At 41.9% G+C, this 14,568-nt stretch carries 11 protein-coding genes and 4 tRNA genes; 1 reads left to right on the forward strand and 14 read right to left on the reverse strand.

Annotation, left to right across the window (positions count from 1 at the left end; translation table 11 throughout):
* Positions 1 to 16: 16 nt before the first annotated feature.
* From IHV11_RS15665 to IHV11_RS15715, 11 genes are all read right to left on the reverse strand, one after another.
* Entirely contained in the window at positions 17 to 856 is an 840-nt protein-coding gene (locus tag IHV11_RS15665) for a two-component system regulatory protein YycI (protein WP_197195441.1), read from the reverse strand.
* Positions 857 to 2,260 (reverse strand): YycH family regulatory protein, encoded by a 1,404-nt coding sequence (locus tag IHV11_RS15670; RefSeq protein ID WP_197132772.1) that lies wholly within the window; start codon positions 2,258 to 2,260, stop codon positions 857 to 859.
* On the reverse strand, positions 2,257 to 4,086 hold the full coding sequence (walK, locus tag IHV11_RS15675; RefSeq protein ID WP_197195442.1) for a cell wall metabolism sensor histidine kinase WalK: 1,830 nt from the start codon (positions 4,084 to 4,086) through the stop codon (positions 2,257 to 2,259). The genes IHV11_RS15670 and walK overlap by 4 nt, the downstream gene beginning before the upstream one ends.
* A 5-nt stretch (positions 4,087 to 4,091) precedes the next feature.
* Positions 4,092 to 4,796 (reverse strand): response regulator YycF, encoded by a 705-nt coding sequence (gene yycF / locus IHV11_RS15680; RefSeq protein WP_066244253.1) that lies wholly within the window; start codon positions 4,794 to 4,796, stop codon positions 4,092 to 4,094.
* Between the two features lie 560 nt (positions 4,797 to 5,356).
* Positions 5,357 to 6,817, reverse strand: coding sequence for a peptidoglycan DD-metalloendopeptidase family protein (locus IHV11_RS21535; RefSeq protein WP_197195443.1), 1,461 nt, complete (start codon positions 6,815 to 6,817; stop codon positions 5,357 to 5,359).
* Positions 6,818 to 7,018: 201 nt separating this feature from the next.
* On the reverse strand, positions 7,019 to 7,606 hold the full coding sequence (locus IHV11_RS15690; RefSeq protein WP_197195444.1) for a glycerol-3-phosphate acyltransferase: 588 nt from the start codon (positions 7,604 to 7,606) through the stop codon (positions 7,019 to 7,021).
* Positions 7,607 to 8,050: 444 nt separating this feature from the next.
* Positions 8,051 to 8,126, reverse strand: a tRNA-Phe gene (locus tag IHV11_RS15695).
* A 7-nt stretch (positions 8,127 to 8,133) separates the two neighbouring features.
* Positions 8,134 to 8,209: transfer RNA gene (locus IHV11_RS15700), tRNA-Asp, on the reverse strand.
* Positions 8,210 to 8,248: 39 nt separating this feature from the next.
* Positions 8,249 to 8,323, reverse strand: a tRNA-Glu gene (locus IHV11_RS15705).
* Positions 8,324 to 8,339: 16 nt separating this feature from the next.
* A tRNA-Lys gene (locus IHV11_RS15710) sits at positions 8,340 to 8,415 on the reverse strand.
* 188 nt (positions 8,416 to 8,603) lie between these two features.
* Complete coding sequence (locus IHV11_RS15715; RefSeq protein WP_197132760.1) at positions 8,604 to 9,890, reverse strand: adenylosuccinate synthase; 1,287 nt, start codon at positions 9,888 to 9,890, stop codon at positions 8,604 to 8,606.
* Between the two features lie 218 nt (positions 9,891 to 10,108).
* Here IHV11_RS15715 and IHV11_RS15720 point away from each other — a divergent pair, with 218 nt between their 5' ends.
* Positions 10,109 to 10,513: a UPF0158 family protein gene (locus tag IHV11_RS15720; protein ID WP_197195445.1), complete on the forward strand. Its 405-nt coding sequence runs from the start codon at positions 10,109 to 10,111 to the stop codon at positions 10,511 to 10,513.
* Between the two features lie 16 nt (positions 10,514 to 10,529).
* Here the strand turns inward: IHV11_RS15720 and dnaB are convergent, their stop codons facing one another.
* The 3 genes from dnaB to IHV11_RS15735 all read right to left on the reverse strand — a co-directional run bounded on the left by dnaB (position 10,530) and on the right by IHV11_RS15735 (position 14,560).
* Positions 10,530 to 11,894: a replicative DNA helicase gene (gene dnaB, locus IHV11_RS15725; protein ID WP_144696584.1), complete on the reverse strand. Its 1,365-nt coding sequence runs from the start codon at positions 11,892 to 11,894 to the stop codon at positions 10,530 to 10,532.
* 252 nt (positions 11,895 to 12,146) lie between these two features.
* A complete protein-coding gene (gene rplI / locus IHV11_RS15730; protein ID WP_197195446.1) occupies positions 12,147 to 12,590 on the reverse strand; it encodes a 50S ribosomal protein L9 in 444 nt (147 codons plus the stop codon).
* Positions 12,587 to 14,560 (reverse strand): DHH family phosphoesterase, encoded by a 1,974-nt coding sequence (locus IHV11_RS15735; RefSeq protein WP_197195447.1) that lies wholly within the window; start codon positions 14,558 to 14,560, stop codon positions 12,587 to 12,589. The genes rplI and IHV11_RS15735 overlap by 4 nt, the downstream gene beginning before the upstream one ends.
* Between the last annotated feature and the right edge of the window lie 8 nt (positions 14,561 to 14,568).

Here is a 14,568-nt window from a genome sequence, read left to right on the forward strand (position 1 = left end):
AACCGCATGTTCCTCTCTACTCTGCCTTTTCCGTCAAAACTTGAATGGAACTGTCAGTCGCATTAACTAAATACTGTCCGTCCTTGGTTTCTATGAACCATGTAGGTGTATAAACCTGAACTTCCCCTTCACCTACAAGGCTATAGTGGCCAAGCTCCACTTTTTGTATATGATCACCTTTTTGAAGGTTTGTTTCTAATAGTTTCTCAAGTGCTTTGCTAGGTGAGATGATTTGTTGAAAAGCTCCTTGTCTCGTAATAAAGAGATAAGTTTGCGTAAAACTAGTAAGGTTTCCTTTATCATCGAGCGTGAACTTGATCATTCCGTTCGGCACATCGTAATCTTTTGCATCCGCAACAATACCAAAATTAGTAGGGTTATAGAAGACCTTTTTCTCTTGGTAGACCTGCGTAAACCAGACGATGTTACTCTCTTTATCCCATTCGTAAAAAGCGTATTCTTTACCGCGTGAGATGTTTTCTTCTGCAAATTGATTAAGATCTGAGATCAAATCTTTTGAATCCTTTTTCGGAAGATCCATCGGTTTACTAAGATCATAGTGAAGGGTGATGTCTGTGCTAGCTTCCTTATCCAGCGATACATTTTTTGCAGGAGATTTCTTCTCATCTTCAGAAAACTTGTAACGCTGAGCACTGATCAAGGTTTGTTTTTCTTTATATCTCGGCAACTTTTCTGAAAGTGAAATTTCGTTATTCGCCAAACGCTCTTCTAGAGGCTGATCAGTAAGTCTCGAGATGTTGTTAATGTCGTTCTTTTGATAGAGCTGATACCCCAAAAATAGATTTAAGATAAGAAAGGTAAGGATAAAAATGCTTTTTGTTCTTTGCCAATTCAATTAATATCCTTCCTTTCCCGTCTCTGTAAATAATGGCTGCCATCCTTTAGCATCATAGTTAATAAACCATTGCGGCTCTAGCTTATATACGTGAGGTTCTTTTTGTTTTTTCATCGTAAATCCAATACGAACATCTTGAACATAGTTCTTGTTGTAATCTTTTTCTTCGAGCTCTTTCTTAACTTCTAATCCTGACTGAATGTTGACTTTCTGTGAGAGATAAGACTTTTGGTCGAGTTGTAACTGAACGAGTGAGCGCTGATATTCCTTAAGCTCATTTTCATACCACACTAGGCTCATCTGCATCTCCGGATCCAACACAGGCAAATTCTCAACAAATAGCCAGAAGTTTGCTGAGTACGTTGATAGAGCGGAAAGGATATACGGGTTTCCCCACCCTGCGTGCGTATTGATATAGTCTAAGGATTGATAAAGTGGTGAAATGTTTGGTGTTGTATTTGGATTCCGATTTCCCGCAAAGTTTGTAAACGCGAAACGATTTTGCACCTCATTTACAACCATTGCAGCTGTTCCATCAGCATACGTGATCTGATTTTTATCAGAAGCACTTTTTACGGCTAACGGATCTTTGAACAGCGCTTTTTTATACATTTCATACGTATCCTCACCTGTTGCTTTTGAAAGGTACGTATAGCGAGTTAAAGCTAGCGAGTCTTTAGGAAAATAGAATCTTCTAAGGATCTCTGCTTGTCCTTCTTTCCCGTCATCCTCAATATCATGCTGGATATAAGGAATTAAATTCCCCGTATCGACCCACTTATCCATATCTCTTATTAATGGATTTAGCTGGTTATTTGTTGCCCTAATCTTTTGCATCTTTTTATTTTGATAAGAAACAAGATAGCCTTCAATACTATCTGTCATTTTATCTTGGTATAAGAAGATTCGATCAACATTTTGTGGTTTAGTAGCTTGTATCTCGGATTCAAACGAGAAGATCTCTTTGTATATATCCTGACTCATACCTACTGGAAAAATAATCTCCACGTACTTGTTGTCTCGTAGGAATTTTTCATCTGGATCGAAAGCTCGATTATTTTTTGAACCTGTATCAAACGTAAATTTCGTTTCGTTCAAGCCCATATGAAACTCTTTCAATAAGTTGTTCGCTTCAAGTCCGTATAACTCGTCTCCACTGTGGTAGATCACTTGTGTAGGATAGACGAGTTGTTTCACGCCGGCTTCAATATCAACTTCTTGCTTCTTAACGATACGAGCTCCTTCAAGTGATGGATAGCTTGGCTTGAATGTCCACAAGCTCCATGTAAGGACAAGGCTCATGCCGATCAAGACAGTGAGCGCGATAGACTTAATATGTTCGTAATTCTTCTTGAAAAAGGTGATCACTTCTTTTGCATGTGTAATCCACTTTAACCAGTTCATTGCAGCCCCTCCTTAACCTTTTTTAAAGGAAGAGTAAAGTGGATGGTCGTTCCTTGGCCCCATTCACTTTCTGCCCAGATGTCTCCACCATGCGCAAGTACGATCTCTTTTGCAATAGCAAGACCTAGGCCGGTGCCTCCGATATCTCGAGAACGAGCACGGTCTACCCTAAAGAAACGATCAAAGATCTTAGAAACGTTGTTCTTCGGAATTCCGACGCCTTGATCTGAGATACTTACCTTCACTTTGCGTCCAATAACAGCCGCTGTAAAGGTAATCGTTCCACCTTCAGGAGAATACTTCATCGCGTTCGAGATGATGTTATCAAGCACTTGTGTCATCTTATCGGTATCCAGCTGAACATTGATCTTATGTGTTGGCAACGAGCGAGATAATTCAATGTTTTCTTTTTCAAGCATCTCAAAGCGATCGATGATGCCATTTAAAAACTCGACAAGATCAATCTCAAAAAAGTTAAATCGATAATCTTTGCTGTCCATCTTGGATAATTGAAGGAGATCCGTTACGAGCCTTATCATTCGTTCTGTCTCATTCTGAGTAACCTCTAAGAAACGCGGAGCGATGTTTTCGTCCTGCCACGCCCCTTCAGCCAGTGCCTCTAGATAACTTCTCATCGTCGTCAGTGGTGTTCTAAGCTCATGTGAAACGTTGAATACAAACTCTCTTCGTTCGTTATCGATCTGTTCTTGCTCTGTAACATCATGAAGAACACAAATAAGACCATTGATTGGCCCGTCATCTTTTTGTATCGTTGAGAAGTTTGCTCGCACCACATAGTGCATATCGTCTGTACTAAAATCGAGCAGCATGGATTCGTATTCGTTATAAAGCTCTTCCCACGTGTATTCCGTATTTAAGCGCAATAGCTCCATAAGAGGCGTTCCTAATGCGTTCTGCCTGGAGATGTTCAGCATCTCTTCAGAACGGTCGTTCATGAGGATAATCGCTCCGTCACGATCTGTCGCAATCACACCGTCTGTCATATACGTAAGAACGGAACGCAGCTTTCTACGCTCACTCTCTGTAATAGCCGTTGCTTCTTGCAGCTTTGTTGTTAAGTTGTTAAAGGTCATAGCGAGCTGACCGATCTCATCATCTCCATACAGCTGAACTTTACGAGAAAAGTCTCCTCTCGCCATAACAAGAGCTTGCTTTCTCATATCTGCCATAGGCCGTGTGATCGTACGCGCCAAAAAGACACCTAGAAGCCCTGTAATAATAAGAGCGATTACGGTTCCGGTCACTAGAATGCTATTGATACGAGAGATTTGTTTAAAGATGCCTTCAATAGAAGCGACTAAATAGATAGCCCCAATATTCTCACCGGTAGCATCAATTTTGATCGGTTTTGCGAGCACCATGACCCGCTCGCCTTCATGAAGCATGATCTCATCATCGACCGTTCCTTCAAGAGCAAGCTTGATCTTCGGGTTGAAGCTGATCTGCCCCACTAACTGCCGTTTATTGCTCGCAAGTACCATGCCATCTTCATTAAGTACTTGAATCTCTTTCTCTTCAAATTCCTCGTCAATTAACGCTTGAATATCATCTTCAAGCGTTATCGGCTCTTCACCATCGTCAGTCTTTTTATCTTTGTACCGATCTTTGTCTTTCATCTTTTGCTCAACGTTAAACTCTAATAAATTCACTCTATCGTAAAGTGATTTAGAGAAGCTCTGCCGAAGATCAGATTCTAAGTTGTTGATAAAATAAACGCTGATCACTTGCATGGCTATTAAAATGAGCAATACATAAATCAATACAAACTTAACGTGTATTGATTTAAAAAAATTGACTTTATCCATCATGACTACTCCTGATCAGGATTTCTTAAGTAATACCCCACTCCGCGTCTTGTAATGATCCATAATGGGTGACTTGGGTTATCTTCAACCTTTTCGCGCAGACGACGAACCGTTACATCGACCGTTCTTACATCACCAAAGTAGTCGTATCCCCATACGGTTTGGAGTAAGTGTTCACGCGTCATCACTTGTCCGATATGTTTTGCTAAATAATGCAGCAGTTCAAATTCACGATGTGTTAACTCGATCGTTTCGCCACGTTTGGTCACGATATAAGCATCAGGATGAATCGTGAGAGAACCGATCGTGATCTCATTGTTCTCGTCTACTTCACGCTCTGATTCCTGCTGATGACGGCGCAGGTTAGCCTTAACACGTGCAATTAATTCACGCGTGCTGAACGGCTTCGTCACGTAATCATCGGCCCCAAGCTCTAAACCTAATACTTTATCAATTTCAGAGTCTTTTGCTGTAAGCATGATGATCGGCATATCGTACTTTTTACGGATCTCACGGCATACTTCCATACCGTCTTTTAGTGGAAGCATGATATCTAGTAAAATCATATCCGGCTTCTCTTTTTCTACCTTTTCTAACGCATTAATGCCATCATATGCGCAACTTACAGTAAAACCTTCTTTTTCAAGATTAAACTGCAGAATATCTGCAATGGGTTTTTCATCATCCACAACGAGAATTTTCTTATCCATGAGAACGCTCCTTCTTCGGAAACTCTATTTTATATATAGCAGAATATTTTGTAGTATCGATTATATGGTATCTCTACTATTTTATCACAGTTGAAACTTTCTCCATACTACTAGCAAAACCTTCTAATTTTTGACAAAGAAAAGTTGGTATCACATAAAATCGCCGTCGAAAGTTCGCTGTGTGAAATACATCCGGAAAGTAATTCATTTCGTTTTGAGCATGAAAAACCTCCCAGGAAGCTGTTACTCCTAAGAGGTTTTTGACATTTTGTTTATTACTTTTCATCAATGAATAGTTGATTGGAGTGAAAGGTGCGAGACTCCTGCGGGACAAGCGGTCAGTCCGAAGAGTGAAGTGGCTCGTTCAGACCCGACAAGCAAAAGATGAATGGATTTGAAGGTGCACTTTGCCTTCTGAGCCATTTAACTTTTGACCTCGAGGGTCTAGCCACTGCAACTTGACAGGTGAGACCCTTAAGGGCGCGAAGCGGCAAGGGGCTCACCGCCTGCCCCGCGGAAAGCGAGCAAACTGTAACGGAAATCAACCATCTTTCATAACTTCAATTTTTACTTATATAATGTGCTGGATCCTTCAGAACACCGTTCTCATAGACTTCAAAATGCAAATGAACACCAGTCGATTGACCTGTTGTACCCATCACACCAATCTTTGATCCTTTCTGCACAACATCACCTGTTGTAACAGACATCGAATCAAGATGCGCATAAATGGTTCTCATGCCATTGTTGTGATCAATAATAATCTTGTTTCCATAATCTCCATCCCACCCAGCAGAAACAACTTTACCGTTATCAGCTGCTAGGATCGATCGTTCTGAAGGTCGAGCAATATCCATCCCTTTATGCTCTTTACCCCAGCGCGTGCCTTTATGGCTAGAAATATATCCACCTACAGCCGGCCATGAAAGAGTGCCTGTCCCTTTAGAAGGAATCACTTTCGTACCAATCTTTTGAATTTCTGTAACCGGAGTCTTCACTTGCTTTTTCTCTAAAATTTCTTTTTGTAGCACTTTGTTATCGGCTTTTCTTGTTGTATACGTAATATCTTCTAAGCCAACTTGTCCTTTTTGAACGGTTTTAACCTGTCCTTTTTCCAATGTACTATCTTCTTGCTTCTCAACCTGGAAAGGAAGTTCATTCTGAACACGTGTTGCTTCGTACACAAGGACCTCGGTATAAGGCTCTTTTTCAGTAACGGTTACTGTCTGTCCTGTACGAACAACGGGTACTAACATAAGCCTTGGGTTTAACGTGAATAACTGATCCATCGTTAAGTGATATTTTTCTAGGATAGATTGAACCGTTTCTCCTTTTTGTACCATATGCTCTTTTTTGTGCAGACTGCCTTCTTTCAAAGAAGAAATGGCATCATCTACCGTAACGAGCTTACTGATAGATGTTTGCGCTTTTTGAATAAGAACTGGCGCTGAAAAGTCGATATCAATCACTTTACGTTCTCCCGGTTTTAAGTCCGGTACTTCAAGCTTTTCGTGCTCAGCTTTCTTTTTTTCGATGTCATCTAGCTCGGCTTTTGAAACATGTTCGAGCTTTAGCTTCAGCAACGTATCTTTCGCTTCTTTTTTGCTTGAAACATACGCAACAGTTTGTCCGCCAACGACTAAACGATAAGCCTCAACTTCAACCGTTAGCTGCTTCTTCAAGTTCTCTCTTACTTCTTCGTTATCGAACTCTGGTCTGAACATCTTTTCAGGCTTAAGCTCGATAGACTCTCTCACCGCAAAAGCAAAGTTATTCTTTCTACCTTTTGCCTGTTGGAGAATTTGGTCGACTGTCTCGTCGACAACACTCTCTTCACGAACCGTTCCAACCTTCTTTCCATCTACATAAACGTGATAAACCGTCTTGATCAACTGGTTATCGTCGCTACTCGCAGATGTGCTTGATGGATTCATCGTGAATGCTGACACTATTAAAATCACTGCGACAAACGACAGTGCGATATATTTAATAAATCTTTCAGTGGTTTTTCGACTGTTCACTTTTTCTATTTCCCCCTAAAGATTCTCTCTATGATCTCTAAATATGCCTAAAGACCTACTACTCTTTATGCCTTTAGCACCTCTAGTATCCTATCACAAGGAATTTCGCTTTGTCAGAATTTCAGGGATTTTGTAATGCAACTGTAAAAAAACGACATAAAAAAGAGTATAAATTCACCGATTTATACCCTTATTTAACACCTATTCCGTTAATTTGATGCGCTCTTTTATATCTTCTTTTTGAACATACACAACAAGGAAGCTAATCGGAATCAAGAGCAACGTCTCTAGCCACTGCTTTTCAAACAGCCAGTAGAAGAAAGGAGTGAGTGCAAAAGCAAAGAGTCCCGCTACGGTTAGACTTCTTTTAATTCCATAAAAGAGCAGAAATGCAGCTGCTACAAGAACAGCAGATATGGGGTGAAAAATAATCATCCCTCCGATAAAAGAAGCCACTCCCTTCCCACCATGAAAACGAAGAAAGACGGGATAGAGATGTCCGAGAATCACCGCTAAAAAACCGAGAAGCTGTATATATGGGGGATATTGAAATTGTATGCCTGCCCAAACGACCGCAGCCGCTTTTAAGATGTCGCCAGCTAACGTGAGTACGAATCCTGATGGCCCTAATACTCTTCCAGCATTCCGTGCTCCTATATTTCCGCTTCCTAACAATCGTAAATCAACGCCTTTTATAAGCTTTGCTACAAGAAACCCTGTCATGATGCAACCAACAAGGTAACTCGCGATCAAATACAGCGCCCATTCAAATTCCATCTGTATGATCACTACCTTCCTCATCCCAATTGATACACTATATTCGAACGATTGAGTACTTATCCCTCTTTATCAGCATTAAAAGTATATGGTTGGAGAGAAAATGTTATAAATCTTAGTGCGGATAAGCTGATTTGTGCTGTGCATGTCTCTGTGCATGCTTTTTTGGAGGTGTATCGGTGTTGTTTCTGCTGCCGGAAGGGGTTAGTGTTGATATCCCACGGGGTACTTGAGCTGTTAATTAAGTCTAATCTTGATGCAATTAAGTCGAAATAAAAAAAATTAAGTCAAAATCGATAGCAATTAAGTCTAAGAAACAAAATAAAGGCCATTCGATCATTCTCGACAAAGACGTCCTTGCTATATACCCTCCACTAACGGCGACCGACCGTACGCAAAAAAAAAGCATGCTCCTTTTCAAGGAACATGCAACATGTTTTAGGATTTAAAGTAAAATGGTGGCTCGAGACGGAATCGAACCGCCGACACGAGGATTTTCAGTCCTCTGCTCTACCATCTGAGCTATCGAGCCATAAAAGTGGCGGACCCGACCGGGGTCGAACCGGCGATCTCCTGCGTGACAGGCAGGCATGTTAACCACTACACCACGAGTCCACTTTTAAATGCTTTTATTTACTTTACTTAAAGAAATAATGGTGACCCGTACGGGATTCGAACCCGTGTTACCGCCGTGAAAGGGCGGTGTCTTAACCGCTTGACCAACGGGCCACTTTTTTAAAAAAAGTGGTGAGCCATGAAGGATTCGAACCTTCGACCCTCTGATTAAAAGTCAGATGCTCTACCAACTGAGCTAATGGCTCGTGCTTTGTTTTAAAACGTTTGTCGTTTTTTCACGACAAGTGTTACTTTATCACGATATTGAAGCTTTGGCAATATGTTTTCTGTAGATTTTTCAAAAAAAACTTTGGAATCCTTAAAAATACTCACAAAAGCATTTCTAATTCATCAAAAATAAAGCCCCTCGTTTCACCAAGGGGCTACTAATTTTTTAAGCGAATACGCCTCGTACCATGTTTGTTTGGTTACGGTCTGGTCCAACTGAGAAGATAGAAAGTGGAATACCAGTTACTTGCGAGATACGCTCTACATAATGACGCGCGTTCTCTGGAAGTTCTCCAAGATCTTTCACACCTGTAATATCTTCTGTCCAGCCTGGCATTTCTTCGAATACAGGCTCACATTGAGCAAGCTCTTTAAGGCTCGCTGGGAATTCATACGTTAGTTCACCTTTGTATTTGTACGCTACACAGATTTTCAACGTTTCAATACCTGTTAGAACGTCGATTGAGTTCAAAGAAAGATCTGTGATACCTGAAACACGGCGAGCATGACGAACAACTACTGCGTCAAACCAACCTACACGACGCGGACGTCCTGTCGTTGTACCGTACTCACGGCCAACTTCACGAATTTGGTTACCGATCTCATCATGAAGCTCAGTTGGGAACGGACCATCTCCAACACGTGTTGTATACGCTTTTGAAACACCTACAACATGGTTGATCTTAGAAGGACCAACACCAGAACCAATTGTTACTCCCCCTGCGATAGGGTTTGAAGACGTAACGAATGGATATGTTCCTTGGTCGATATCAAGCATAACACCTTGTGCGCCTTCAAAAAGAACACGACGTCCATCGTCCAATGCATCGTTAAGAACAACTGATGTATCGACTACATATTTTTTAATTTGTTGACCGTATTCATAATACTCATCTAAGATCTGCTCTTTCGTGAAGCCTTCTGATTCATAGATGCGTTCGAATAAACGATTCTTTTCCGCTAAGTTGCGCTCTAACTTCTCTTCAAATTCTTCACGATCTAAAAGGTCAGCGATACGGATTCCGATACGAGCTGCTTTATCCATGTATGCAGGACCGATTCCTTTTTTCGTTGTGCCGATCTTGTTGGCACCCTTGCTCTCTTCCTCTAAGATATCTTGACGAAGGTGATAAGGAAGAATCACGTGCGCACGGTTAGAAATACGAAGGTTGTCCGTACTTACTCCGTGGCCGTGAAGATAAGCAAGCTCTTCAAGAACTGCTTTCGGATCGACAACCATTCCATTTCCGATCACGCAGATTTTATCTTTATAAAAGATTCCAGATGGAATAAGGTGAAGCTTATACTTCTTACCTTCAAATACGATTGTATGACCAGCGTTGTTACCGCCTTGGTATCTAGCTACTACTTCTGCTTTTTCTGAGAGATAATCGGTAATCTTACCTTTTCCTTCATCTCCCCATTGTGTTCCTACTACTACTACTGATGACATGGTTGCACCTCCATGAAATTAACGATTGACGAATTTATCATCTAATCTTGAAAACCAAGCTTAGTTTAGCAATATATCTGATAGAAGTCAATCAAAAACACGAACATTAAAAGATGAATTAATATTTTCGTTCGTAATAATTTTACATTTCTATAGCCAAAAGATCGAAAACCTTATCGTATCCTGTAGTATTCACCTTTTTTAGGAGGTACGATTACTTGCTTATCGAAAAATTAATGGTGGCTTATATGGATACAAAAGCAAACCACATCTATTATTTAGACAAAAATGAACAAACGATACTGCTTGATGCGATCGAAACCGGTGGCCTTCCCAACCTAGAATTTCTAGATGCCGAAGAACCAGACCGATTTATTGAGATTCCAAAGGTGATGAACGTTGAATCCTTCAGCTGGATGGTTGAATTTGAGAGCTTTCATCAAAACAGCGAACTGCTTCACGCTTTAAATGAGGATGAGCCTTTCAAACGTTTTACCGATAAAGTGATTGAGCTCGGTTTACATGAGAAATGGCAGACGTTTCAAAAAGATAAAGTGAAAAACAGAATAGAAATGTGGTTAATAGAAAATAAAGTAATAGAAATGCAAAAGCAGCCGGAATAATTTCCAGCTGCTTTTTTTATGCGCCAGGCGGTATGGCACTCTCATCGTGCCGCCTGTCCAGGTTAACGAACTTATTATATTCTTTTACGAAAGCGAGCTCTACCGTTCCTGTTGGACCGTTACGCTGCTTAGCGATGATGATCTCAATGATGTTCTTGGCTTCTGATTCTTTATCGTAGTAATCGTCACGATATAGAAAGGCAACGATATCGGCATCCTGCTCGATGGAACCTGATTCACGGATATCGGACATCATCGGACGCTTGTCCTGACGGGATTCAACACCACGAGATAGCTGAGAAAGAGCGATAACCGGCACTTCCAGCTCACGAGCAAGTGCTTTTAGTGAACGAGAGATCTCAGAAACCTCCTGTTGGCGGTTTTCGCCTGACTTCCCGCTACCCATAATAAGCTGCAGATAATCGATCAAAATCATACCAAGACCCTTCTCTTGCTTCAGGCGACGGCATTTAGCACGAATATCATTAATACGAATACCTGGTGTATCATCGATGTAGATACCAGCTGCTGACAGGCTTCCCATAGCCATCGTAAGCTTTTGCCAGTCTTCGGGTAACAAAGACCCTGTACGAAGTCGCTGTGCATCTAGATTACCCTCTGCACAAAGCATACGCATAACAAGCTGTTCAGCACCCATCTCTAGACTGAATATGGCCACATTCTCCTCTGTCTTTGTTGCAACGTTCTGCGCGATGTTCAGAGCAAACGCGGTTTTACCTACGGATGGACGAGCGGCAACGATGATTAGATCGTTTCGCTGAAAGCCAGCCGTCATTCGGTCCAAGTCATTAAAGCCAGTCGGAATCCCCGTAATATCACCTTTACGGTTATGAAGAGCTTCAATGTTATCGTAAGCGTGAACCAAAACATCCTTAATCGCTGTAAAAGCACTCGTGTTCTTCCGGTTCGCTACTTCTAAGATCGACTTTTCCGCTTCGTTTAAGATCGCCTCTACTTCTTCCTCACGCGCATAGCTGTTAGCTGTTATATCAGTCGCTGTACGAATCAACCGGCGAAGAAGAGATTTCTCTTCAACGATCTTGCTGTAATACTCAATGTTCGCAGCCGTCGGAGAACTATCAGCTAACTCCGTTAAGAAGGACAAGCCGCCGACTTCATCCAGCTGGTTCTTATCCTGAAGCTCTGACGTAACCGTGATCAGATCGACCGGCTCGCCTTTTGCGTTAAGATCGAGCATCACGCGATAGATTCTTTGATGAGTAGCACGGTAAAAATCTTCCGGAAGCAGAATCTCAGATGCCGTAATAAGAGCTTCGGGCTCTAAAAAGATCGCACCAAGAACAGCCTGCTCCGCTTCAATATTCTGCGGCGGTATACGGTCAGCAAATAAATCACTCATGTTAGTTCCTCCTTTCCTTACTAGTAATCGTTCGTATATGGTTTAAGAGCTTTAAATTAGTTTGGTTTTGGCTCCATGAATAGGTTGATCGGAGTGTAAGATGCGAGACTCCTGGGGGATCAGCGGGACAGGTGAGACTCTTAACAGCGCTATGCGCTAAGAGGCTCACCGCACGCCCCCCGGAAAGCGAGCATCTGAAACGGAGATCAACGCTTTCTTGGCCCGCAAAAAAACCGGGAAAACCCGGCTCTTTTATTCTTCTGTTACGTGTACTTTTACAGTCGCCGTAACTTGTTGATGCACTTTAATCGAAACATTCGTGTACCCAAGTGCTTTAATCGGCTCAGGAAGCTCGATCTTACGCTTATCAATCTTGATCCCTTGCTCTTTCAAGCCATCAGCGATCTGTTTGCTTGTAACAGAACCGAAAACGCGGCCACCTTCACCTGTTTTCGTTTTGATCGTAACCGTCATCTCAGCAAGCTTTGCTTTTAACGCTTCAGCCTCTTCTAATTGAGCTTGTTGTTTCTTCTCTTCGCTCTTCTGTTGGCCTTGAAGTGTTGCCATAGCGCCTGATGTAGCTTCTGAAGCTAAGTTCTTCGGAAATAAGAAGTTTCGTGCATAGCCTTCAGAAACGTTTTTCACTTCGCCTTTTTTGCCTTTACCCTTTACATCTTGAAGAAAAATTACTTTCATTCCTCTTCTCCCCCTTCAATATACTCATCAATAATACGTTTTAAATGTATCTCTGCTTCATCAATCGAGCTGTTCTCAATCTGGCAGGCAGCGTTCGTAAGATGTCCTCCGCCTTCCAGTCTCTCCATGATCATCTGCACGTTGATGTCCCCAAGCGAACGAGCACTGATGCTTACTTTGCCGTCAATGCGATTTGCAATAACAAAGGATGCTTGAATGCCGTTCATGGTTAATAGTATATCTGCCGCTTGAGCGATCACGACTTGATTGTACGCATCCTCAGGAGAGCTCTTGGCAATAACGATGCCTTTTTTATAAACATCCGCACTCTCAATGAGCTTGGAACGTCTTGTATACGTGTTTAAATCTTCTTTTAAAAACTTTTGAACAAGAATCGTGTCCGCACCATGCGCTCTTAAATAAGATGCAGCATCAAACGTACGAGATCCTGTTCTGAGGGTGAAACTCTTCGTATCAACGATAATACCTGCAAGAAGGGCTGTTGCTTCAAGCATACGCATCTTCAGTCTCTTCGGCTGGTATTCGAGAAGTTCCGTTACGAGTTCTGCTGTAGATGAAGCATACGGTTCCATGTAGACAAGCACCGGATCTTTAATAAACTCCTCACCACGGCGATGGTGATCGATGACCACGACATGATCAAGCTTGGATAACAGTTTCTCTTCAATAACCATCGTCGGTTTATGTGTATCAACTACGACTAGAAGCGTGTCTCTCGATGCGAGCTCGAGTGCTTCTTCAGGCGAGATGAAAAACTTCCAAATCGATTCTGTTTCTTTCAGCTCATCCATCAAGCGCTGAACCCCGATGTCGATATTCGTTTGATCGAGTACGATATATCCGTCTTTTCCATTTACTTGCGCGACCTTCAAAATCCCGATTGCAGAACCGATTGAGTCCATATCCGGATTCTTATGCCCCATGATAATCACCTTGTCACTATCTGCTACCAATTCACTCAGAGCATGTGAGATGACGCGGGCACGTACGCGCGTACGTTTTTCAACAGGATTTGTTTTTCCTCCATAGAAACGTACTTTTCCGTTCGTTTGCTTGATCGCAACCTGGTCGCCTCCGCGTCCAAGAGCAAGATCTAGACTCGATTGAGATAGCTGTCCGAGCTCAGGCAGTGACGAAGTCCCAGCTGCAACCCCGATACTGAGCGTAAGGGAGATATTCTGCTTAGCTGTAGATTCTCTAACCTCATCAAGAACGCTGAATTTATTTTTCTCCAACTCATAAAGAATTCGTTGGTTGAATACAGCTAAAAATCGCTCAGAAGACGTTCGTTTTAAGAAGATGCCGTGTACGTTCGCCCATTCATTCAACACAGACGTAACTTTTGAATTGATCGTTGATCGAAACTGGTCATCTAGTCCTTGCGTTACTTCTTCATAGTTATCGAGATAGATAATCGCCATGACCGTTTGTTCTTCATCATACAAACGTTCAAGATCTAACTGCTCGGTCACATCAAAAAAGTAAAGCAGTCTATCTTCTTTTTTGAAGTTAACTTGAAATCTATGTGTATTAATCTTTATAACTTCTTCCTTCGCATCACTCTTGATATGAGGAATCAGTTCTTCTGAAACATGGTTTAGAGAATGGCCGATAAAGGACTCTTCTTCAATAAGGGCTCCCATGTATGGATTCGCCCATTCGATCTTAAAATCCTCATCATACAAAATAATCCCGATCGGCATTTCCATCAACGCTTCTTCTCCCACCTTCTTCAAGCGGTGAGAAAGCGTCGAAATATAATCGCCCAGCTCCTCCTGAAAACTAGCTTCGGCTTTCATGGCATAATAAAACAATCCACCGAGCAGCACGAAGCCTGCCATTCCGATCATCCAATGAAAATACGTGATGATGCTTACCAGAACAACAGAAGTTACAAATAAGGCGATGACGGGATAACCATGCCACCGTTTTAGTAAAAACTTTGGCATACTTTCAG

The organism is Fictibacillus sp. 26RED30 (assembly GCF_015903845.1).
In the GTDB taxonomy this organism is placed as follows: Bacteria; Bacillota; Bacilli; order Bacillales; family Fictibacillaceae; genus Fictibacillus; species Fictibacillus phosphorivorans.

Bases quoted from the DNA above. Each gene is read 5' to 3' on its own strand.
- IHV11_RS15670 (WP_197132772.1), bottom strand. From the start codon at position 2,260: ATGAACTGGTTAAAGTGGATTACACATGCAAAAGAAGTGATCACCTTT.
- walK (WP_197195442.1), bottom strand. From the start codon at position 4,086: ATGGATAAAGTCAATTTTTTTAAATCAATACACGTTAAGTTTGTATTG.
- yycF (WP_066244253.1), bottom strand. From the start codon at position 4,796: ATGGATAAGAAAATTCTCGTTGTGGATGATGAAAAACCCATTGCAGAT.
- IHV11_RS15715 (WP_197132760.1), bottom strand. From the start codon at position 9,890: ATGTCATCAGTAGTAGTAGTAGGAACACAATGGGGAGATGAAGGAAAA.
- dnaB (WP_144696584.1), bottom strand. From the start codon at position 11,894: ATGAGTGATTTATTTGCTGACCGTATACCGCCGCAGAATATTGAAGCG.
- rplI (WP_197195446.1), bottom strand. From the start codon at position 12,590: ATGAAAGTAATTTTTCTTCAAGATGTAAAGGGTAAAGGCAAAAAAGGC.
- IHV11_RS15735 (WP_197195447.1), bottom strand. From the start codon at position 14,560: ATGCCAAAGTTTTTACTAAAACGGTGGCATGGTTATCCCGTCATCGCC.